Source organism: Salmonella sp. NW1250 (assembly GCF_051812965.1).
In the GTDB taxonomy this organism is placed as follows: Bacteria; Pseudomonadota; Gammaproteobacteria; order Enterobacterales; family Enterobacteriaceae; genus Salmonella; species Salmonella enterica.
In genome coordinates, this window is record NZ_JAMNDD010000014.1 from 73321 (window position 1) to 93855 (window position 20535).

The window sequence follows — 20535 nt, forward strand, 5'->3', positions numbered from 1 at the left end:
CGCGGTACGTAGGCCGGATAAGCGTAGCGCCGTCAGGCAGTCAGGTGTACATTGCCGGATGACGGCGTTTGCCTTATTCCGCTGGTAACCTATTAATTATTCACAAAAGATATGTAAATTATGGACGCACATATTCTCGAGGCTTGTACGGAAGAAGTTAAGCACATCTTATTCGAAGAGTATCACCTCAAATCTATTGAGGAGCTTTGGGAGCGGTCTCTGGATGAGGAGTTTTTAGCTGAGTTGTATCAACAGTTTAAGTTCATAACGGAAAAGTATGGCGTGAATGGTGATGAATTGGACAGCATCCTCGATACGCTTTAAATGGTTAAGGCTCGGTAAGAGAAAGTATTACCGAGCCATGAATAATATTAGGTTCGCTTGTACAGCGGTAGCCACAGCGTGAGCCGCAACCCACCCAGCGGGCTATCGTCAGCCTTCACCCAGCCGCGGTGCTGTTGCATGGCGCTTTCGACAATCGCCAGACCCAGCCCGGTGCCGCCAGACTCGCGGTCGCGCGCCTCGTCGGTGCGATAGAACGGACGGAAGATCTGCTCGCGGTCTTCAGGGCTTACGCCCGGTCCGTCGTCATCGACCGTGATCGTAATACCGTCTTTATCCACCGAGAAGCCGACTTCAATCTTCGTATGTGAATAGCGCAGCGCATTACGAACTATATTTTCCAGCGCGCTTTCCAGCGCGTTTGGGTTGCCATAGAGCGGCCACGGCCCCGGCGGATAATTTACCGTTAACGACTTGCCCATCTGTTCGGCTTCAAAGGCGGCGTTATCCAGCACTTCGCCCCATAGCTGATTGGCTTTCATCGTTTCGCTGACCAGCGCGTTTTTCTGTTGGTTACGCGACATCACCAGCAGGTCATTGATCATGCTGTCCAGACGCTGCGCTTCGGTTTCAATACGCTCCAGCTCTTTGCTTTCGCCGCCACGACGACGCAGCAGCGCGGTACCCAGTTGCAGGCGCGTAAGGGGCGTTCGCAGCTCATGGGAGATGTCTGACAGCAAACGCTGCTGCGAGGTCATCATCCGTTCCAGCGCCGTCACCATCTGGTTAAAACTGGCGCCAGCGGCGAGGAACTCCTGCGGACCCGCCTCCAGCTCCGGATGCTGACGCAGGTTGCCTTGCGCCACTTCATCAGCCGCGTTTTTCAACTTACGCGCCGGTTTCGCCAGACTCCATGCCAGCCATAGCAAGAGCGGCGAACTGACCAGCATCGTGACAATGAGCAACAGAAGCGGGCGGTCAAACAGCAGATTAATAAAATCGGATTGCGAACTGCTGGCCGGTCGAATCAGGTAAAGCTGGTAATTATCCTCTCCGTCGCGAACGGAGAACGGCCCCACCATCTCTACGCGGCCATATTTTTTCTTCTGCGGATGATCGGCGTTATCCGCCTGACCAATGAAGTTACGAATGATCTGCATTTCGCTGCGTTCAGCGCCGATCACACGTCCTTCAGAGGTCACCAGTAATAACCGCTGTCCAGGCGGCGCCCACTTATCGATCGCGCGGAACAGGCGACGCCACCACATCAGGTCGTTGGGCGGATCGTTCGCAAGTTCAGCTTCTACATGTTGCTCTATCATCAATCCCTGGCGCTGTTCGCTGTCCAGCAGCTCGGTCATCTGGCGTGAATCGAGCTTGGGCAACATCAGTACCAGCATTAGCACCAGCGCCAGCGTCAACCAGAAGATGGCGAAGATGCGCGCGGTTAAACTTCCTATCATGAAGCGGAAACCATCAGATAGCCGCGACCACGCAATGTTTTAAACCACGGGTGACCGTCTTTGCGTTCCGGCAGTTTGCGGCGCAGGTTAGAAATATGCATATCAATGGCGCGATCGAACGGCGTCAGGCGCTTACCCAGCACTTCCTGACTTAAATGTTCACGGGAAACCACCTGGCCGAGGTGTTGCGCCAGCAAATAGAGCAGGGTGAACTCCGTACCGGTCAGCTCCAGCGTTTGGCCATCGAAACTGGCTTCCTGGCGGCCCGGATTAAGGCTTAGCGCATCAACTTCCAGCGTCGGCGAGCCGTTGTCGCTGCTCTGCTGCTGCTCGCTCCAGTGGGAACGGCGCAAAATAGCCCTGATGCGCGCTACCAGCTCGCGGTCGTTAAACGGTTTGGGCAAATAGTCGTCCGCGCCCAGCTCAAGGCCGAGAACGCGATCCAGCTCGCTGCCGCGCGCGGTCAGCATAATGACAGGCGTCTGGTGTGTCTGGCGAAGCGCTTTCAACGTATCGATACCGTTTTTCTTCGGCATCATGACGTCAAGCAAAAGTAAATCGATGCTGTCATCCAAAAGCTCAAGCGCCTGCTCGCCGTCGTGGGCCACCAGGACATTAAAACCTTCCATTTCGAGGAGCTCTTTTAACAGGGAAGTCAGCTCTCGGTCATCATCAACTAACAGGATTTTATTCATTGTTTACGTACCTCCGAGGCAGAAATTACGTCATCAGGCGTCGCTAATCCATGACTTTACGTTGTTTTACACCCCCTGACGCATGTTTGCAGCCCGAATCGTAAACTGTCTCTCGTTGAATCGCGACAGAAAAGATTTTGGGAGCAAGCGATGCGCAAAGTTACCGCTGCTGTTATGGCCTCAACGCTGGCATTCAGTTTTTTAAGCCACGCAGCTGAAGTTGTTACAAGCGATAACTGGCACCCCGGTGACGGGGCCACGCAGCGTAGCGCGCAAAATCATATGTTTGACGGCATAAGTTTAACCGAACATCAGCGTCAGCAGATGCGAGATCTTATGCAACAGGCAAGGCACGAACAGCCTCCTGTTAATGTTAGCGAAATGGAGACAATGCATCGGCTTGTCACCGCAGAAAAATTTGATGAAAGCGCTGTGCGCGCTCAGGCAGAAAAAATGGCGCAAGAGCAGGTTGCCCGCCAGGTCGAAATGGCCCGCGTGCGTAACCAGATGTATCGCCTGTTAACGCCGGAGCAGCAAGCGGTTTTGAATGAAAAGCATCAGCAACGAATGGAGCAACTGCGCGACGTGGCGCAATGGCAAAAAAGTTCATCGTTGAAATTATTGAGTAGTAGCAACTCACGTTCCCAGTAACAACCCTGTTTTCCTTGCCATAGACACCATCCCTGTCTTCCCCCACATGATGTGGGGGTTTTTTTTATCTCCAGTTTGTCATTCTGTTATTAGCTTACTGTTTTAAACCATCCGTTATACTACCGGCAGAAGATAGCGGGAGTATTTATGAATCAAACCTATGGACGGCTGGTTAGCCGGGCGGCTATCGCGGCAACAGCGATGGCATCAGCGTTACTTTTGATCAAAATTTTTGCGTGGTGGTATACGGGATCGGTGAGTATTCTGGCGGCGTTGGTGGACTCGCTGGTGGATATTGCCGCGTCATTGACGAATTTGTTGGTCGTGCGTTATTCGCTGCAACCCGCAGATGATGAACACACGTTTGGGCACGGTAAAGCGGAGTCGCTGGCGGCGCTGGCGCAAAGTATGTTTATTTCCGGTTCGGCGTTGTTTCTGTTTTTGACCAGTATCCAGAATCTGATTAAGCCGACGCCAATGAACGACCCCGGCGTGGGGATTGGCGTTACCGTCATCGCTCTGATATGCACTATTATACTGGTCACGTTTCAGCGCTGGGTGGTACGCAAGACCCAAAGTCAGGCGGTACGGGCGGATATGCTTCATTATCAGTCTGATGTTATGATGAACGGAGCGATTCTTATCGCGCTTGGATTATCCTGGTACGGTTGGCATCGTGCGGATGCCCTGTTTGCGTTAGGTATCGGCATCTATATTTTGTATAGCGCGTTGCGTATGGGGTATGAGGCGGTGCAGTCATTATTGGATCGCGCGCTGCCCGATGCGGAACGACAGGAAATTATTGATATCGTGACGTCATGGCCGGGAGTCAGCGGCGCGCACGATCTCCGCACGCGGCAGTCAGGGCCGACTCGCTTTATTCAGATTCATTTGGAAATGGAAGATAATCTGCCGCTCGTTCAGGCGCATTTTGTGGCTGACCAGGTAGAGCAGGCGATTTTGCGGCGTTTTCCGGGTTCAGATGTCATTATTCATCAGGATCCCTGTTCAGTCGTCCCTAGGGAAGGCAGGAAGTTCGAGCTTGTATAATTGATTGTTAAAAAGTGAGCCAGGCCAGCATTTTGTGTATAAATTACCGCCATTTGGCCTGACCTGAATCAATTCAGCAGGAAGGGATTGTTATACTATCTGTATATTCGTTGGATCGTTTCGAAGTGCGAAATCGGCTTCCGGCAATAGATTTCATTTTGCATTCCAAAGTTCAGAGGTAGTCATGATTAAGAAAATCGGTGTGTTGACAAGCGGCGGTGATGCGCCGGGCATGAACGCGGCAATCCGCGGTGTTGTGCGCGCAGCGTTGACGGAAGGGCTGGAAGTCATGGGCATTTATGACGGCTATCTGGGCCTGTATGAAGATCGTATGGTGCAGCTTGACCGTTACAGCGTATCTGACATGATCAACCGTGGCGGTACTTTCCTCGGTTCTGCCCGTTTCCCGGAATTCCGTGACGAAAATATTCGCGCTGTCGCGATCGAAAACCTGAAAAAACGCGGTATCGATGCGCTGGTAGTTATTGGCGGCGACGGTTCTTATATGGGTGCAAAACGTCTGACTGAAATGGGCTTCCCGTGCATCGGTCTGCCAGGCACTATCGATAACGACATCAAAGGCACCGACTACACTATCGGCTACTTCACTGCTCTCGGCACTGTAGTGGAAGCGATTGACCGTCTGCGTGACACCTCCTCTTCTCACCAGCGTATCTCTATCGTTGAGGTGATGGGCCGTTATTGCGGCGACCTGACGTTGGCGGCGGCTATTGCTGGCGGCTGTGAGTTTATCGTGGTGCCGGAAGTTGAATTTAATCGCGAAGATCTGGTGGCCGAAATCAAAGCCGGGATCGCGAAAGGGAAAAAACACGCTATCGTCGCTATTACTGAGCATATGTGCGATGTTGACGAGCTGGCGCACTTTATTGAAAAAGAAACGGGCCGTGAAACGCGTGCGACGGTGCTCGGCCACATTCAGCGCGGTGGTTCCCCGGTACCTTACGATCGCATTCTGGCTTCCCGTATGGGCGCGTATGCTATTGACCTGCTGCTGGAAGGCCATGGCGGTCGTTGTGTCGGTATCCAGAACGAGCAGCTTGTTCATCATGACATCATCGATGCGATTGAAAACATGAAGCGTCCGTTCAAAAGCGACTGGATGGAGTGCGCGAAAAAACTGTACTGATTGTTTTTGCGCGCCTGATGGCGCTACGCTTATCAGGCCTACAGGTTGCAGAAACGTGTAGGCCGGATTAGGCGTTAGCCGCCATCCGGCAATCCCTCAGATTTATTCCTCGAAGTTATAGCCAATCTTTTTTTATTCTTTAATGTTTGGATCTCTTTCTGGCACGCTTTGCTCATCACAACACAACATAAGCGAGTCGGGCGATGAAAAAGTGGGGCGTGGGGTTCACATTATTGCTGGCGTCAACCAGCATTCTGGCAAAGGATATTCAGTTACTTAACGTATCATACGATCCAACGCGTGAGCTGTACGAGCAGTACAACAAAGCGTTTAGCGCGCACTGGAAGCAGGAAACCGGCGACAACGTCGTGATCCGCCAATCGCACGGCGGTTCGGGTAAACAGGCGACTTCCGTTATTAACGGCATTGAAGCCGATGTCGTGACGCTGGCGCTGGCTTACGATGTGGACGCTATTGCGGAACGTGGTCGTATCGATAAAAACTGGATCAAGCGTCTGCCGGATAACTCAGCACCTTACACCTCCACCATCGTTTTCCTGGTCCGCAAAGGCAATCCAAAACAAATTCATGACTGGAACGATCTGATTAAACCCGGTGTGTCGGTGATTACGCCAAACCCGAAAAGCTCCGGCGGCGCCCGCTGGAACTATCTGGCGGCATGGGGCTACGCCCTGCACCACAACAATAACGATCAGGCCAAAGCGCAGGACTTTGTCAAAGCCCTGTTTAAAAACGTTGAAGTGCTGGACTCCGGCGCGCGTGGCTCAACCAATACTTTCGTTGAACGCGGTATCGGTGATGTGCTGATTGCCTGGGAAAACGAAGCGCTACTGGCGACGAATGAACTGGGTAAAGATAAATTTGAGATAGTGACCCCGAGTGAATCTATTCTCGCAGAGCCGACCGTGTCCGTGGTGGATAAAGTCGTTGAGAAGAAAGGGACGAATGCGGTGGCGGAAGCGTATCTGAAGTATCTCTACTCGCCGGAAGGGCAGGAGATAGCAGCGAAAAACTTCTACCGTCCGCGCGATGCTGACGTGGCGAAAAAATACGACGATGCGTTTCCGAAGCTGAAGCTGTTCACCATTGACGAGGTGTTTGGCGGCTGGGCGAAGGCGCAAAAAGATCACTTCGCTAATGGCGGTACGTTCGACCAAATCAGCAAACGCTAAACCGTTTATAAACCCGGTAACGTATTATGTTACCGGGTTTTTTCTTTGCCACAATTTTGCGTTACTCTTCCCCGTCTATGGGTCACAGGGAACGCATATCATGAAAAAAACAGGCTACTTTTTACTGGCGGTGATAGTGATTGTCGCCGCGGCGGGCGTCGGTTACTGGAAATTTTCCGGCAATCCTGATGCATTACGGGAAATCGTGCTTGAACAATGCCTGCCCGATCAGTTACAGCATCAAAACCCAGCGCCTTGCGCGGAAGTCAAACCTCGCGCCGGCTATGTCGTCTTTAAAGATCGTCACGGTCCGTTGCAATATTTATTGATGCCCACCTACCGTATCAACGGTACAGAAAGCCCGCTATTGCTGGAACCCGCTACGCCCAACTTTTTCTGGCTGGCCTGGCAGGCTCGCGGCTATATGAGTAAAAAATACGGGCATGATATTCCGGATAGCGCGGTCTCGCTGGCGATTAATTCGCGGCTTGGTCGTTCACAGGACCATTTGCATATCCATATTTCTTGCATCCGTCCTGACGTTCGGGAGCAACTGGATAACGATCTCACGCGCATCAGCACTCGCTGGCTTCCGCTGCCGGGCGACCTGATGGGGCATGAATACCTGGCGCGCCGGGTAACCGAGAGCGAACTGGCGCAGCGTAGTCCGTTTATGATGCTGGCGGAAGAGGTGCCGGAAGCGCGCGATCATATGGGACGCTATGCGCTGGCGGTGGTACGCCAAAGCGATGGCTCTTTTGTCCTGCTGGCGACCGAGCGTAATTTACTGACCTTCAATCGCGCATCGGCGGAAGAGATTCAGGACCATAGTTGCGCCATTTTGTCTTCCCGCTGATTTTCGTTACACCCCCCTGCTCATTATCTTATTGATTCTTATCCCGGTTTAAAACCGGGGTAAGATCGTGTCTATAAAAATATGTGAAACCGATCAAAAGATATAAAGGTATACCTTTATATCTTTTTATGGTTAGTTACACTCTCTTCATAGCCTCCATAGATTGTCTGGTGGATGGCTTATATAAAAACGTTTTTATTTCATGTAGTGACATCATTAATTGTTCACCAGATTTGCGCTGCTAAGCGTAAAGGAATATCAACATGAAACTTTCTATCGTGGAAAAAATCGGCTTCGGCGCGGGAGATATGGCGATAAACGTTGTGATTATCGCCATGCAGCTGCTCCTCGCCTATTTCTATACCGATATCTACGGCCTGAGCGCCGCTGATGTTGGCGTACTGTTTGTGGTTGTGCGGATGATTGATGCCATTATCGATCCGGCCATGGGGGTTCTGACCGATAAACTGAACACGCGCTGGGGGCGTTACCGCCCGTGGCTGCTGTGGTTTGCTATTCCTTTTGGTTTCGCCGTTTATTTGATGTTTATTACGCCTGATATGGCTTATATGGCCAAACTGGCATGGGCCTATGGCACCTATATTCTGATGACTCTGGTCTATACCGCGATCACCATTCCCTATATTTCGATGATTGGCGTGATTACCAGCGATCCCGTCGAACGGTTAAGCGCCAACGGTTATCGTTTTGTGATGACCAAGATTGCCGCTTTCCTGGTGACTATCGTCGTACCGATGCTTGCCGTCTGGCTGGGGCAGGGTAATAAGGCTTTGGGCTATCAGTTTTCGATGGGGCTGATGGGGGCGATGGGCGCCTTGCTGTTTATCTTCTGTTTTCTTACCACGCGTGAACGCAGCGAGCCGGAAATTACGTCGTTATCGGTGGGGAAACAGTTTAAATATCTGTTACGTAACGATCAGTGGATTATTCTCGGCGTTGTTATTCTGCTGCTGATGTGCGGTTATGTTATTCGCGGTTCCGTTGCCGCTTATTACGCCAAGTATTATCTGAACGGCGGAGATAGCCTGATTTCACCCTTCCTGACTACCGGCGTCGTTGCCTCTATTTTAGCGATGATCGCCACCACCTGGATAACCAAGTTCTGGGACAAAATTAAGATGTTCCGCTACACCCAGATTATTACCTTTATCCTGAGCGCGCTGATGTATTTCTCCGTCGGGCGTGAAAATCTTATCCTGGCGTTTACGTTTTATTTTCTCATTAATTTCTTCTGCGATATGCAGATGCCAGTGTTCTGGTCCTCTATCGCCGAAGCGGTGGATTACGGCGAAAAGAAAACCGGTCTGCGCGTTTCCGGGTTGGCGTTTGGCGGCATCCTCTTCTTCCAGAAGTTTGGGATGGGGATCGCGGGCGGGATACTCGGATTCCTGCTGAGCCACTTTGGCTATCAAGCCGATGTTGAACAGAGCGCACGTTCGCTCACCGGTATTGCGCTGATGATGACGCTCATTCCGGCTCTGTTCCACCTTGCGGTTGGGCTGCTTATGAAAAAGTATCTGATTAATAATGAATATTATCGAGATATTCAGCTTGCCCTGGCGCAGAAACAGGCATAAGGAGGCGCAAATGAAGGCCATGAATAAGGTTTGGGTTATCGGCGATGCCTCCGTTGATCTGGTGCCGGAAAAACAGAACAGCTATCTGAAATGCCCCGGCGGAGCGTCGGCGAACGTGGGGGTATGCGTTGCCAGGCTGGGCGGAGAGTGCGGTTTTATTGGCTGTCTTGGCGACGATGACGCCGGCCGCTTCCTGCGCCAGGTTTTCCAGGATAACGGTGTGGATGTCTCTTTTCTACGCATGGATCCGGCCCTGACCAGCGCGGTGCTGATCGTTAACCTGACGGCTGAAGGTGAGCGCAGCTTTACCTATCTGGTGCATCCGGGGGCCGATACCTACGTTTCGCCGCAGGACCTGCCGCCGTTCAGGCAGCACGAATGGTTTTACTTCAGCTCAATTGGCCTCACCGACAGCCCCGCCCGTGAGGCGTGCCTTGAGGGGGCGAGAAGAATGCGTGAAGCGGGTGGTTACGTACTGTTTGACGTCAATCTGCGCAGCAAAATGTGGGGGAATACTGATGAAATCCCTGAACTGATCGCCCGGTCCGCCGCGCTGGCTTCTATCTGCAAAGTCTCGGCAGATGAGCTGTGCCAGCTCAGCGGGGCCAGCCACTGGCAGGATGCGCGTTATTACCTGCGCGATCTGGGCTGTGACACCACGATCATTTCGCTGGGGGCTGATGGCGCGCTGTTGATTACCGCCGAGGGGGAATTCCATTTCCCCGCACCACGCGTCGATGTCGTCGATACCACCGGGGCAGGCGATGCTTTTGTCGGCGGCCTGCTGTTCACCCTTTCCCGCGCAAATTGCTGGGATCATGCCCTGCTGGCGGAAGCCATCAGCAATGCCAATGCCTGCGGCGCTATGGCGGTGACGGCAAAAGGCGCAATGACCGCTCTGCCGTTTCCCGACCAGCTAAACACTTTTCTTTCCAGCCATTCGCTGGCACAAGCCATGACCGTGAAATAAGGAGTCATCATGCACGTTGATCAAAACAAAATACTGGGATGCCTGGTGGGCGCCGCCGCCGCGGACGCGATGGGAGCCGCGACGGAAGTACGCACCCAGCAGCAAATAAAAGACTATTTTGGCGGCTGGGTGACGACCTTTCAAAAACCGCCAGCGGACACGTTTGGCCGCTGCAACGAAGCGGGGATGTGCACGGATGATTTTATTCAGGCGAAGTACATTATGGACGCGCTGCTGCGCCATCAACGCCAGGTCAGCGACGAGGCGATGCGCGAGGCTTTTCAGCAGTGGCTGGATTACCCGTACTACGCCAACTTTACCGGCCCGACGACGCGTGCGGCAATGAAGGCAATATTCAATGATAACCGCGCCTCTTTACAGGGTGAGCTGGAAGGCGAGAAACAGTCGGTACAGATTATTAATAAGGGTAACGCGGAGGCAACGAACGGCGCCGCCATGAAGATTTGGCCAGCGGCGGTGCTGCACCCGGGTGATATTGACGCGGCGATTGACTGCGCGCTGCAGATTTGCCGTTTTACGCATAATAACGTGCTGGCGATGTCCGGCGCAGCGGCGATGGCGGCGGCAACCAGCGAGGCGTTAAGAGCGCAGACCAACGCAGACAGCATTATTGCCGCCGGTATTTACGGTGCGCAAAGGGGCTATCTGCTGGCGCAGGAGCAAGGGGCGATGATGGTCGCCGGGCCTTCCGTTGCCCGACGCATTGAACTGGCCGTGGATATCGGTAAACGTCATCGCCATTGGGAAACGGCGGTGGTGGAACTTGCTGATATTATTGGCTCCGGGCTGCACGTGAGTGAAGCGGTGCCGGCGGCCTTTGGCCTGTTCGCGTGTTGTCCGAATTCTGCCGTAGATGCTATTATCTCCGGCGTTAATATCGGCAATGATACTGATACTGTCGCCACCATGGTCGGGGCGATTTCCGGCGCATTCCATGGCGTGGAGGCTTTTCCCGCCGATTATTTAACGACTTTGGATCGTATGAATCATTTCGATTTGGCAGAACTGGCCAGGCAAATCGCAGGGTAGCGACTTCACCCTGCCGGGGACGGTAAAACGTCCCCTGCTGGCGAAGACGTGAGGTGCGCAGCTTGCAGGTTGATAAAACGAGCTTTACTCCGCTTTATAAGCAACTATTTTTTATCATCTGTCAGCAGATCCAAAATGGATCCCTGCCTTTAGGCAGCCAGCTGCCGACGCAAAAAGAGATTGCCAGAGCCTACAACGTCTCGCTGATTGTGGTTAAACAGGCCTGGAGCGAATTAATCAATGCGGGTATTATTTCCTCCCAGCGCGGGAGTGGTTCGGTGGTGTGCTCGGTACCGGAAGGCGTGAGCTACGGGCACACGTTTCGCGGTATTACCCGCGATCTCCAGGACGCCAGCGTGGCGATTGAGAACCGTATTCTGGAAATCGCGCCGCGCCGCGCGCGCGACGCTCAGGCAGACGGCTTGAGCCTGCCCGCACAGCATCACTATCTCTATATTTCGCGTATTCGTTGCCTGAATAACCGTCCGTTTAACCATGAAAAGATCTATCTCGATCTTAGCTTCTTTCCCGATCTGCAACTTACACCGCAGGCGCTGGAGCATACGTCGCTTTATTCGTTATTAAACGTCACAAGCGACTCGGCGATAGAAAAAGTTGAGGCGATTTTACCTTCCGCTGACCTGTGCGAAAAATTGCAAATCGCCGCCAATAAACCGCTGTTATCCGTCGCCAGACAGACGTTTCAGGCCGGGAAGGACAGCCCTTTTGAGTATTGCCGCTATTACGTGCTGTCTGAATACTTTGGTGAAATTCATTATCACTGATCTGTCCGCTTAATCCTGCGATAACCCCACTATATCTGGCGTTTACCTGCCTGACTGTCCGTCGTATTCTTGCTGAAAAAATCGTCAGGAGACAGGTATGTCGCTTTGGTTGCCCCATCCTCTGTTCCTCCCTTCCATCATGGTTGGCATTACTATCCTTCTGTGGGCGACTTCGCTACTGCCGGAGTTTATGACCGCACTGCTATTTTTTGCTGTGGCGATGATCGCCAAAATCGCGCCGCCGGAGGTTATCTTCGGCGGCTTTGCTTCATCGGCCTTCTGGCTGGTGTTCAGCGGCTTTGTGCTGGGGATCGCGATTCGCAAAACCGGGCTGGCGGACAGGGCGGCGCGGGTGCTTTCGTCGCGGCTCACCGACTCATGGCCGCTGATGGTTGGCAGCGTGGTGCTGCTCAGCTATGCCCTGGCCTTTGTTATGCCTTCAAATATGGGGCGCATTGCGCTGCTGATGCCGATTGTGGCGGCCATGGCGAAACGCGCGGGGATTGAGGATGGCACACGCGGTTGGTATGGGCTGGCGCTGGCGGTGGGATTCGGTACTTTCCAGCTGTCGGCCACCATTTTGCCTGCTAACGTCCCGAATCTGGTGATGAGCGGCGCGGCGGAAGGTTCATACGGCATCCATCTGAATTATGTACCTTATTTACTTCTGCATACGCCGGTGCTCGGTTGGCTAAAAGGGGCGGTACTGATTGCGCTGATATGCTGGCTGTTTCCCGGTAAACCGCATCCGCCGCGCGACATGACGCCGCTGCCGCCGATGAGCCATGATGAGAAGCGCCTGGCATGGCTGCTGGCGGTGGTGTTGACGCTCTGGGTGACTGAAAGCTGGCACGGCGTGGGGCCAGCCTGGACGGGGCTGGCGGCGGCGGTGATAACGCTTCTGCCGCGCGTTGGTTTTATCAACGGCGACGAGTTTTCCAGCGGCGTGAATATCCGTACCTGTATTTACGTCGCCGGGATTCTGGGGCTGGCGATCACCGTCACTCACACGGGTATTGGCAGCGTCGTGGGAAATGCGCTGCTGCATATTATGCCGCTGGATAAAGAGAGTCCGTTTACCAGCTTCCTCGCGCTGACCGGAATTACCAGCGCGCTGAACTTTATTATGACCGCTAATGGCGTACCGGCGCTGTATACCACCTTCGCGCAGAGCTTTTCCGATGCTACCGGTTTTCCACTATTGAGCGCGATCATGATTCAAGTACTGGGGTATTCCACGCCGCTGCTGCCGTATCAGGCGTCACCGATTGTGGTGGCGATGGGACTAGGGAAAGTTCCTGCGCGGGCGGGAATGCTGTTATGTATCGCGCTAGCGGTGGTGAGCTATTTGATTCTGCTGCCGCTGGACTACCTGTGGTATCAGGCGTTGGGGAAACTGTAGCCTGTTCCGCTTGGGGATTTTCCCGGAGGCGGTGCTACGCACCTGTCCGGGCTACCAGGCGATAACCCCGGTTGCGAAGCGCGACCGGGGAAAGACCCGCTAAAGCGAATTACGCTTTTTTAGCAGCTTCTGCTGCTTTCACGATCACGGCGAAGGCGTCAGCTTTCAGAGAAGCGCCGCCTACCAGCGCGCCGTCGATGTCCGGCTGCGCGAACAGTTCGGCTGCGTTGGAGGCATTAACAGAACCGCCGTACTGGATAATAACCTGTTCAGCGATTTTCGCGTCAGCTTTAGCAATGTGGTCACGGATGAATTTGTGCACTGCCTGCGCCTGCGCAGGAGTTGCAGATTTACCGGTACCGATCGCCCATACGGGTTCGTAAGCGATAACCGCGCCTTCAAAGGCTGCCGCGCCCTGCGTTTTCAGTACCGCGTCGATCTGGCGTGCGCACACTTCTTCTGTTTTGCCCGCTTCGTTTTCCGCTTCGGTTTCACCGATGCACAGTACCGGCGTCAGACCTTGTTCTTTCAGTACGGCGAATTTTTTGGCGATCAGCTCGTCAGATTCTTTGTGATAAGTACGACGCTCGGAGTGGCCGATAATAATGTACTGCGCGCCGATATCCTTCAGCATTTCAGCCGAAGTTTCACCGGTGAATGCGCCAGACAGATTCAGATCAACGTTCTGCGCGCCCAGCATAATGTGGCTACCGGCAGCAGCGCGTTTCGCCAGATCGATATACATTTCCGGCGGAGCGATTGCCACGTCGCAGCCTGCTACGCCCGTCAGTTCTTTACGCAGGTTAGCCACCAGTTCGTTTACCATGTGGCGGCTGCCGTTCAGTTTCCAGTTACCCATCACTAAAGGATGTCGCATTTCATTTCTCCACGCTTAGTCAGCGAATTAAGGAAGATGGCCGCTCGTCAGAGCAGCATGGTCTGTGAAACAGTATAGAGATTCATCCCCGGAAAGGCTTTGCTTTTTGTCATCAATTCGCCCCTTCCAGATTTTCAGATAACGCCAGCTTAATCGGTTCAACCGCGAAGGTCAGCCCCTTTTCGCCGTTATCTGCGACAACATAACGTACCGCGCCTTCGGTCTCGGCGTAATAGTGTTTACCTTTACCGGCGATAAGCATCTTTTGCAGTTTTTTCTGGCTTTGCTCTTTTGTCAGCAACGGGGCGACAGTGCGAATAATGGCGGCCATATATTCCAGCGCTTTCGCTTTCGCCGCTTTCTGTTCCGGCCCCTGAATGGGCAGCCAGGTAATCTGCATACTTTTCACTTTGAGCGTACCGCGCTCCAGCGCCGTGGAGGCATACAGATTTTCGTTAATCTTACTGGCGGCGCGGGTCAGATTCGCCTTATCGCGGCTATTCTCAATGGCGCGAAATTCATTGAGCGGCAGATCGGGATTCTGGCGGTTAAAGTTCTCACGAAACTGGCTAATAGAAAGATCAAAGGTTGGCGAGCCCGCCAGCAGATAGGGCGCTGTCGTGGTCGATGAAGAGAGCTGCGCGTGCGCCGTTATGCTGGCGGTGAGAGCAGAAAACAACAGTAAAAACAGAGTACATCCTGGCTTCATCAATCTTACCTTTCGTTAGGACTGCTCACGATTAAAACGATAACTGTCGGGCTTGTCAAAAGGGTAAACTGTAGCGGAAGGCAAAATATAAGGAACTTACATGACCATACAGCAATGGTTATTCTCATTTAAAGGGCGTATCGGACGCCGTGATTTCTGGATTTGGATCGGCCTCTGGTTTGCCGGGATGCTGGCGCTATTTTCGCTGGCGGGGAAAAATCTGCTTGATATCCAAACGGCGGCATTTTGCCTGGTGTGCCTGCTGTGGCCGACCGCCGCCGTCATGGTCAAACGTCTGCATGACCGGGGACGCTCCGGCGCGTGGGCGTTGCTGATGATTCTGGCGTGGATGCTGCTGGCCGGAAACTGGGTGATGCTGCCGGGGATGTGGCAGTGGGTCGTCGGGCGATTTATTCCGACGCTGATCCTGGTGATGATGCTTATCGATCTGGGCGCATTTGTCGGTGTTCAGGGGGAAAATAAGTTTGGGAAAGCGACACAGGACGTGAAGTTTAAAGCAGAACCGTAAACGGGCGGTAAACCGTAATTTGCCCGGTGGCGCTGACGCTTACCGGGCCCACAGATTGGTGATGATTTGCAGGAGGCCGGATAAGCCCCAGCCGCTATTCGGTAAAACATCACCAGTAATGTTCAGCCGTCATCTGCCCCGGTCGGCGGCGCAGATGTTTAGTCATCTGTCGGGTCTCTTTCAGCAGTTGCTGCGTATCGCGCACCATCTGCGGGTTCCCGCACAGCATGACGTGGCTGGTCTCTTTATCCATCGGTAATCCAACGGCTTTTTCCAGCTCGCCGTTTTCAATGAGCGCTGGCACGCGTCCGGTAAGCGAGCCTGGCACGCTCTCCCGGCTGACCACCGTTTGGATGCGCAGCTTGCCTTCATAACGCTGTTGCAGTTCCAGCATTAGCGGCAGATAGCTTAAATCGGCGGCGAAGCGTGCGGCGTGGACCAAGACCAGATTTTTAAAGCGCGCGACATCCTGCCCATATTGCAGAATAGACAAATACGGGCCAATAGCGGTTCCGGTCGCCAGCATCCATAGCGTCTCGCAGTCAGGCACTTCATCCAGTACAAAGAAACCCGACGCGTCGCTGACCACTTGCACCTCATCGCCAGGTTTTAGCGCTGCCAGCCGCGGGCTGAGCTTTCCTTGCGGCACCGTCACCAGATAAAACTCTAAATTCGGATTGTCAGGCGCATTGACATAGGAATACGCGCGCTGAACGCGCTCGCCATCGATCTCCAGTCCGAGTTTGGTAAATTGGCCTGCAGTAAAAGGATTAATGGGGGCGTGAACGGTCAGGCTGAACAGTGCGTCAGTCCAGTTTTGCACCTTAGTGACTTTACCTGTTACCCAATCGGCCATGGTTTTCTCCTGTTCTGAATCGCTAACCTTATCTTCGTTCGTCAGGAGAAAGATTTCCAGCCCCGCGAGGCTGGAAGGCTCTAACTAACAAATGCGCTAGAGGATATGCGCCTGTACATCCGGATCTTTACGATCAAGATAATGGATCGACTGAATACGGCGGATGGTGCGTGATTTGCCGCGGATCAGCAGTGTTTCCGTCGTGGCAATATGGCCTTTCCGGCTAATTCCTTCCAGCAGATCGCCTTTCGTGATGCCGGTCGCGGAGAAAATAACGTTATCGCTACGCGCCATGTCGCCCAGGCATAACGCCTTGCCCGCTTCAATGCCCATTGCTTTGCAGCGCGCCAGTTCCTGTTCGCCAATGCGGCGGTTTTCTTCGCTGTCGCCTTTCACGTCATGGCGCGCCAGCAGACGCCCCTGCATATCGCCGTCCAGCGCGCGGATCACCGCTGCGGATACCACGCCTTCTGGTGCGCCGCCAATCCCGTACAGCACGTCGACTTCGCTATCCGGCATACAGGTCAGAATGGAGGCCGCGACGTCGCCGTCAGGAATGGCAAACACGCGTACGCCCAGTTTGGCCATCTCTGCGATGACCTCGTCATGACGCGGTTTTGCCAGAATGGTCACGGTCAGATCGCCAAGCGGTTTACCCAGCGCATCCGCGATGTTGCGCAGGTTATCCGCCAGCGGCAGATTGAGATCGATCGCCCCTTTGGCGCCCGGACCGACAATCAGTTTTTCCATATACATATCGGGCGCATTCAGGAAGCAGCCTTTATCGCCGACCGCCAGCACCGCCAGCGCGTTCGCCTGACCCATCGCCGTCATGCGCGTGCCCTCAATCGGATCGACGGCGATATCTACCGCATCGCCGTGGCCGGTACCGACTTTCTCGCCGATATAGAGCATCGGGGCTTCGTCGATTTCGCCTTCGCCAATCACGATGGTGCCGTCAATGTTGACCTGGTTGAGCATGATACGCATGGCGTTGACCGCCGCGCCGTCCGCGGTATTTTTATCGCCGCGTCCCAGCCATTTGTAGCCAGCCAGCGCCGCCGCTTCGGTCACACGGGAAAATTCGATGGCAAGTTCTCGTCTCATAACAAACTCGTAGCAAAAAGGAGTGGCGCGCAGTGTAGCACAGGGGAAGGAGGGAATAATTGATGTGTGTGCGGAGTTGCCCCCGCACAAAGATTTTGCCGGATGGCGACCTTACTTGTCGTGATCTTCCCACGCCATTGCGCGTTTAACCGCTTTCTTCCAGCCGCTGTAACGGTAGTTACGCTCGGTGGTTTCAATGCCGGGGCGGAATTCTCGCTCGATGACGGCTTTTTCCTGCAGCTCGTCCAGGTTCTGCCAGTAACCGACGGCCAGACCAGCCAGATAGGCGGCGCCCAGCGCGGTCACTTCGCGCACTTCCGGGCGTTCCACCCGCGTGCCGAGAATATCTGACTGGAACTGCATCAGGAAGTTGTTGGCCACTGCGCCGCCGTCCACACGCAGAGCGTGCAGGCGGATGCCGGAGTCGGCCTGCATCGCTTCCAGTACGTCGCGGGTCTGGTAAGCGATGGATTCGAGCGTCGCGCGGATAATGTGATTAGAGTTCACGCCGCGAGTCAGGCCAAAAATGGCGCCGCGGGCATACGGGTCCCAGTACGGCGCGCCCAGACCGGTGAAGGCCGGAACCACGTAGACACCGTTGGTATCTTTCACTTTCGTGGCGAAATATTCGGAGTCGAACGCGTCGCTGATGAGCTTCATTTCATCACGCAGCCATTGAATGGACGCTCCCGCCATAAACACCGCGCCTTCCAGCGCATAGTTGACTTCGCCGCTTGGGCCGCAGGCGATGGTGGTCAGCAGGCCGTTTTCCGATTTTACCGCTTTCTCGCCGGTGTTCATCAGCATAAAGCAGCCGGTGCCGTAGGTATTCTTTGCCATTCCTTCCTTTACGCACAGTTGACCGAATAGCGCGGCCTGCTGATCCCCGGCAATCCCGGCGATAGGAATACGTGTACCGCCTTTACCGCCAATATTGGTCTGGCCGTAGACTTCGGAGGATTTACGTACCTGGGGCAGCATCGCGCGTGGGATATCCAGCACGTCCAGCATTTTATCGTCCCAGTCCAAATCATGGATGTTGAACAGCATGGTTCGTGAGGCGTTGGTGTAATCCGTAACGTGGACGCGGCCCTGCGTCATCTTCCAGATAAGCCAGGTATCCACCGTACCGAACAGCAGCTCGCCACGCTTCGCGCGTTCGCGCGAACCTTCCACATGGTCAAGGATCCATTTCACTTTAGTGCCAGAGAAGTACGGGTCGACGACCAGACCGGTATTGTCGCGGATGTAATCTTCCAGGCCGTCGCGTTTAAGCTGTTCGCAAATATCGGCGGTACGACGGCACTGCCAGACAATAGCGTTGTATATCGGTTTGCCGGTTTCACGTTCCCAGACGATCGCGGTTTCACGTTGGTTGGTGATACCGATAGCGGCAATCTGATCGGAACTGATATCGGCCTTAGCCAGTACTTCTACCAGCGTTGAGCTTTGGGACGCCCAAATTTCCATCGGGTCGTGTTCTACCCAGCCTGGCTTAGGATAAATTTGCTCAAATTCACGCTGTGATACGCTGACGATATTCGCGTCATGATCCATAACGACCGCGCGGGAGCTGGTGGTACCCTGGTCAAGCGCAACGATATATTTTTTTTCAGTCATAATTTTGTCCCGTAATCAGATTACAGCGAAGCATTTTGTTGTGTGGTCGCGGTGGAGTCCTTCTCTTCCACGACGCAGGTATCGCACGGCAAATGACGGCCAATAAATTTGCGATAAGCAAACGCGCCCAGAATGGCGCCGACGATGGGGCCAAACAGCGGCACCAGGAAGTAAGGAATGTCTCTACCGCCGGTAAACGCAATTTCACCCCAGCCGGCAAGCCCGGCGAACATTTTGGGGCCAAAGTCACGCGCCGGATTCATCGCAAACCCGGTCAACGGCCCCATAGAGGCACCGATAACGGCGATCAGTAAACCAATGAGCAGTGGCGCAAGCGGACCGCGAGGTACGCCGTTGCCGTCGTCGGTCAGCGCCAGAATCAGCCCCATCAGAATAGCGGTAATCACCATTTCAACCGCGAAGGCCTGCACAAAATTGATATGAGGATTCGGGTAAGTTGAGAAAATGCCTGCGAGATCGAGACTTTCAACGCTGCCACGGACGATATGGTGGGTTTGTTCGAAGTCCACAAAAAGATTGTAATAAAGCCCGTAAACTAACGCCGCTGCGCAAAAGGCGCCGGCAACTTGAGAAATAATAAAAGGAACAACTTTACGTTTGTCGAAACAGGCAAATAGCCAGAGTGCGATGGTCACTGCCGGGTTCAGGTGTGCGCCAGAAACACCTGCCGTCAGGTAGATAGCCATCGCTACCCCCAGACCCCAGATGACGCTGATTTCCCACTGTCCAAAAGTAGCTCCGGCAACTTTAAGCGCAGCGACACAACCCACACCGAAAAAAATCAACAACCCGGTACCGAGGAATTCAGCAATGCACTGGCCTTTTAAGGTTGATGTTTGACTCATAATCGGATCCTGAAGAGTATGTAATGATTATTGGTATGCGAGGAGGTCATGGACATCCACGATGCCCTGTAGGCACACTGTTAATTTATCGTTAACGAGCAAAAACGAGAAATATCGAAATCAAAATGTGTGTACTGCGTCAATAAAATGAGCGTTATCGCGCCATGAGGCGCATTTTGAGACAGCAGAAGAGAGTGAATTGAATCATTTCATTAACCAATATGTTAACACTTTTAAGTTATTGAATGAATGTTACCAGGAGATGGATGAAAATTGCTGCAAACCGCGATCTACGCGGTATGTCGCTGGACAGCGAGAGCGGGGCTTCATACAATCGACACTATATATTGTGCGCGTTTACGTGAAGCGTCGCCTTGCAATTCAGGAGAGGTAAGATCATGTCTTTAGAAGTGTTTGAGAAACTGGAAGCAAAAGTACAGCAGGCGATTGACACCATCACCCTGTTACAGATGGAAATTGAAGAGCTGAAAGAAAAGAACAACAGCCTGACGCAGGAAGTGCAGTCTGCACAGCATCAACGTGAAGAACTCGAGCGTGAAAATAATTCTCTGAAGGAACAGCAGAGCGGCTGGCAGGAACGTTTGCAGGCGCTGCTTGGTCGTATGGAAGAAGTCTAATCCTCGTCATATTTCACGTTATGGCGGCGTTGGCTGCGTGCGTTCACCCCAGTCACATAGTGGCCTATGCTCCTGGGGATTCACTTACTTGCCGCCTTGCCCTGACGCGAAATCTATAGAGGATTTAGAATGCGGATACCGGTGGGCCGGATAAGGCGTAAGCCGACATCCGGCAATCAGCGACAACGCAT

The 20535-nt window shown here is 53.6% G+C and carries 21 protein-coding genes; 13 read left to right on the forward strand and 8 right to left on the reverse strand.

The genetic code is table 11. The features are described 5' to 3' along the window. The first annotated feature begins 120 nt into the window (after positions 1 to 120). Complete coding sequence (locus NBA72_RS20440; RefSeq protein ID WP_000338672.1) at positions 121 to 324, forward strand: hypothetical protein; 204 nt, start codon at positions 121 to 123, stop codon at positions 322 to 324. 47 nt (positions 325 to 371) lie between these two features. Here NBA72_RS20440 and cpxA read toward each other — a convergent pair whose 3' ends face one another. Continuing rightward, the gene (gene cpxA / locus NBA72_RS20445) at positions 372 to 1745 is read right to left on the reverse strand and encodes an envelope stress sensor histidine kinase CpxA (protein ID WP_000580402.1); all 1374 of its coding nucleotides are present in this window, start codon (positions 1743 to 1745) and stop codon (positions 372 to 374) included. Next, positions 1742 to 2440 (reverse strand): envelope stress response regulator transcription factor CpxR, encoded by a 699-nt coding sequence (gene cpxR, locus NBA72_RS20450; protein ID WP_001033731.1) that lies wholly within the window; start codon positions 2438 to 2440, stop codon positions 1742 to 1744. The genes cpxA and cpxR overlap by 4 nt, the downstream gene beginning before the upstream one ends. 150 nt (positions 2441 to 2590) lie before the next feature. On the opposite strand from cpxR, the gene cpxP reads away from it, so the two are divergent. The 10 genes from cpxP (at position 2591) to NBA72_RS20500 (ending at position 13142) form a co-directional block, all read left to right on the forward strand. After that, complete coding sequence (gene cpxP, locus NBA72_RS20455) at positions 2591 to 3091, forward strand: cell-envelope stress modulator CpxP (RefSeq protein WP_001233463.1); 501 nt, start codon at positions 2591 to 2593, stop codon at positions 3089 to 3091. Positions 3092 to 3238: 147 nt separating this feature from the next. After that, entirely contained in the window at positions 3239 to 4141 is a 903-nt protein-coding gene (gene fieF, locus NBA72_RS20460; protein WP_001077321.1) for a CDF family cation-efflux transporter FieF, read from the forward strand. A 184-nt stretch (positions 4142 to 4325) separates the two neighbouring features. Then, positions 4326 to 5288, forward strand: a complete 963-nt coding sequence (pfkA, locus tag NBA72_RS20465) for a 6-phosphofructokinase (RefSeq protein WP_000591793.1) — start codon at positions 4326 to 4328, stop codon at positions 5286 to 5288. Between the two features lie 203 nt (positions 5289 to 5491). Continuing rightward, entirely contained in the window at positions 5492 to 6481 is a 990-nt protein-coding gene (locus NBA72_RS20470) for a sulfate ABC transporter substrate-binding protein (RefSeq protein ID WP_000758714.1), read from the forward strand. 100 nt (positions 6482 to 6581) lie between these two features. Continuing rightward, positions 6582 to 7337 carry a CDP-diacylglycerol diphosphatase gene (locus NBA72_RS20475; RefSeq protein WP_000750756.1) on the forward strand — a complete coding sequence of 252 codons (756 nt, stop codon included), beginning with the start codon at positions 6582 to 6584 and terminating at the stop codon, positions 7335 to 7337. Positions 7338 to 7600: 263 nt separating this feature from the next. Beyond that, a complete protein-coding gene (locus NBA72_RS20480; RefSeq protein WP_023181430.1) occupies positions 7601 to 8935 on the forward strand; it encodes an MFS transporter in 1335 nt (444 codons plus the stop codon). Positions 8936 to 8945: 10 nt separating this feature from the next. Next, positions 8946 to 9905 (forward strand): aminoimidazole riboside kinase, encoded by a 960-nt coding sequence (locus NBA72_RS20485; protein ID WP_042948959.1) that lies wholly within the window; start codon positions 8946 to 8948, stop codon positions 9903 to 9905. A gap of 9 nt (positions 9906 to 9914) precedes the next feature. Continuing rightward, positions 9915 to 10955 (forward strand): ADP-ribosylglycohydrolase family protein, encoded by a 1041-nt coding sequence (locus NBA72_RS20490; protein ID WP_000557882.1) that lies wholly within the window; start codon positions 9915 to 9917, stop codon positions 10953 to 10955. A 62-nt stretch (positions 10956 to 11017) separates the two neighbouring features. Beyond that, the gene (locus NBA72_RS20495) at positions 11018 to 11740 is read left to right on the forward strand and encodes a GntR family transcriptional regulator (RefSeq protein WP_001535809.1); all 723 of its coding nucleotides are present in this window, start codon (positions 11018 to 11020) and stop codon (positions 11738 to 11740) included. A 97-nt stretch (positions 11741 to 11837) separates the two neighbouring features. Then, on the forward strand, positions 11838 to 13142 hold the full coding sequence (locus NBA72_RS20500; protein ID WP_023205209.1) for an SLC13 family permease: 1305 nt from the start codon (positions 11838 to 11840) through the stop codon (positions 13140 to 13142). A 109-nt stretch (positions 13143 to 13251) separates the two neighbouring features. Here NBA72_RS20500 and tpiA read toward each other — a convergent pair whose 3' ends face one another. Together tpiA and NBA72_RS20510 are read right to left on the reverse strand one after the other, a co-directional pair. Further along, a complete protein-coding gene (tpiA, locus tag NBA72_RS20505) occupies positions 13252 to 14019 on the reverse strand; it encodes a triose-phosphate isomerase (RefSeq protein WP_017441865.1) in 768 nt (255 codons plus the stop codon). 112 nt (positions 14020 to 14131) lie between these two features. Further along, positions 14132 to 14728 carry a YiiQ family protein gene (locus NBA72_RS20510; protein ID WP_000802241.1) on the reverse strand — a complete coding sequence of 199 codons (597 nt, stop codon included), beginning with the start codon at positions 14726 to 14728 and terminating at the stop codon, positions 14132 to 14134. Positions 14729 to 14828: 100 nt separating this feature from the next. On the opposite strand from NBA72_RS20510, the gene NBA72_RS20515 reads away from it, so the two are divergent. Beyond that, the gene (locus tag NBA72_RS20515) at positions 14829 to 15257 is read left to right on the forward strand and encodes a DUF805 domain-containing protein (protein ID WP_000155237.1); all 429 of its coding nucleotides are present in this window, start codon (positions 14829 to 14831) and stop codon (positions 15255 to 15257) included. 109 nt (positions 15258 to 15366) lie between these two features. On the opposite strand, the gene fpr is transcribed toward NBA72_RS20515, so the two are convergent. The 4 genes from fpr to NBA72_RS20535 all read right to left on the reverse strand — a co-directional run bounded on the left by fpr (position 15367) and on the right by NBA72_RS20535 (position 19706). Continuing rightward, entirely contained in the window at positions 15367 to 16113 is a 747-nt protein-coding gene (fpr, locus tag NBA72_RS20520; protein ID WP_000796304.1) for a ferredoxin--NADP(+) reductase, read from the reverse strand. Between the two features lie 96 nt (positions 16114 to 16209). Then, positions 16210 to 17220, reverse strand: a complete 1011-nt coding sequence (gene glpX / locus NBA72_RS20525; RefSeq protein ID WP_001250624.1) for a class II fructose-bisphosphatase — start codon at positions 17218 to 17220, stop codon at positions 16210 to 16212. A 111-nt stretch (positions 17221 to 17331) separates the two neighbouring features. Further along, positions 17332 to 18840 carry a glycerol kinase GlpK gene (gene glpK, locus NBA72_RS20530; RefSeq protein WP_000136808.1) on the reverse strand — a complete coding sequence of 503 codons (1509 nt, stop codon included), beginning with the start codon at positions 18838 to 18840 and terminating at the stop codon, positions 17332 to 17334. Between the two features lie 20 nt (positions 18841 to 18860). Next, the gene (locus tag NBA72_RS20535) at positions 18861 to 19706 is read right to left on the reverse strand and encodes an MIP/aquaporin family protein (RefSeq protein WP_000084285.1); all 846 of its coding nucleotides are present in this window, start codon (positions 19704 to 19706) and stop codon (positions 18861 to 18863) included. Between the two features lie 398 nt (positions 19707 to 20104). Here NBA72_RS20535 and zapB point away from each other — a divergent pair, with 398 nt between their 5' ends. Further along, on the forward strand, positions 20105 to 20344 hold the full coding sequence (gene zapB, locus NBA72_RS20540; RefSeq protein ID WP_000051370.1) for a septal ring assembly protein ZapB: 240 nt from the start codon (positions 20105 to 20107) through the stop codon (positions 20342 to 20344). The last annotated feature ends 191 nt before the right edge of the window (positions 20345 to 20535 follow it).

What these genes read in the sequence shown, in the direction of transcription:
- NBA72_RS20440 (WP_000338672.1), top strand. Translation starts at nt 121, where the DNA reads ATGGACGCACATATTCTCGAGGCTTGTACGGAAGAAGTTAAGCACATC.
- cpxA (WP_000580402.1), bottom strand. Translation starts at nt 1,745, where the DNA reads ATGATAGGAAGTTTAACCGCGCGCATCTTCGCCATCTTCTGGTTGACG.
- cpxR (WP_001033731.1), bottom strand. Translation starts at nt 2,440, where the DNA reads ATGAATAAAATCCTGTTAGTTGATGATGACCGAGAGCTGACTTCCCTG.
- cpxP (WP_001233463.1), top strand. Translation starts at nt 2,591, where the DNA reads ATGCGCAAAGTTACCGCTGCTGTTATGGCCTCAACGCTGGCATTCAGT.
- fieF (WP_001077321.1), top strand. Translation starts at nt 3,239, where the DNA reads ATGAATCAAACCTATGGACGGCTGGTTAGCCGGGCGGCTATCGCGGCA.
- pfkA (WP_000591793.1), top strand. Translation starts at nt 4,326, where the DNA reads ATGATTAAGAAAATCGGTGTGTTGACAAGCGGCGGTGATGCGCCGGGC.
- NBA72_RS20470 (WP_000758714.1), top strand. Translation starts at nt 5,492, where the DNA reads ATGAAAAAGTGGGGCGTGGGGTTCACATTATTGCTGGCGTCAACCAGC.
- NBA72_RS20475 (WP_000750756.1), top strand. Translation starts at nt 6,582, where the DNA reads ATGAAAAAAACAGGCTACTTTTTACTGGCGGTGATAGTGATTGTCGCC.
- NBA72_RS20480 (WP_023181430.1), top strand. Translation starts at nt 7,601, where the DNA reads ATGAAACTTTCTATCGTGGAAAAAATCGGCTTCGGCGCGGGAGATATG.
- NBA72_RS20485 (WP_042948959.1), top strand. Translation starts at nt 8,946, where the DNA reads ATGAAGGCCATGAATAAGGTTTGGGTTATCGGCGATGCCTCCGTTGAT.
- NBA72_RS20490 (WP_000557882.1), top strand. Translation starts at nt 9,915, where the DNA reads ATGCACGTTGATCAAAACAAAATACTGGGATGCCTGGTGGGCGCCGCC.
- NBA72_RS20500 (WP_023205209.1), top strand. Translation starts at nt 11,838, where the DNA reads ATGTCGCTTTGGTTGCCCCATCCTCTGTTCCTCCCTTCCATCATGGTT.
- tpiA (WP_017441865.1), bottom strand. Translation starts at nt 14,019, where the DNA reads ATGCGACATCCTTTAGTGATGGGTAACTGGAAACTGAACGGCAGCCGC.
- NBA72_RS20510 (WP_000802241.1), bottom strand. Translation starts at nt 14,728, where the DNA reads ATGAAGCCAGGATGTACTCTGTTTTTACTGTTGTTTTCTGCTCTCACC.
- NBA72_RS20515 (WP_000155237.1), top strand. Translation starts at nt 14,829, where the DNA reads ATGACCATACAGCAATGGTTATTCTCATTTAAAGGGCGTATCGGACGC.
- fpr (WP_000796304.1), bottom strand. Translation starts at nt 16,113, where the DNA reads ATGGCCGATTGGGTAACAGGTAAAGTCACTAAGGTGCAAAACTGGACT.
- glpX (WP_001250624.1), bottom strand. Translation starts at nt 17,220, where the DNA reads ATGAGACGAGAACTTGCCATCGAATTTTCCCGTGTGACCGAAGCGGCG.
- glpK (WP_000136808.1), bottom strand. Translation starts at nt 18,840, where the DNA reads ATGACTGAAAAAAAATATATCGTTGCGCTTGACCAGGGTACCACCAGC.
- NBA72_RS20535 (WP_000084285.1), bottom strand. Translation starts at nt 19,706, where the DNA reads ATGAGTCAAACATCAACCTTAAAAGGCCAGTGCATTGCTGAATTCCTC.
- zapB (WP_000051370.1), top strand. Translation starts at nt 20,105, where the DNA reads ATGTCTTTAGAAGTGTTTGAGAAACTGGAAGCAAAAGTACAGCAGGCG.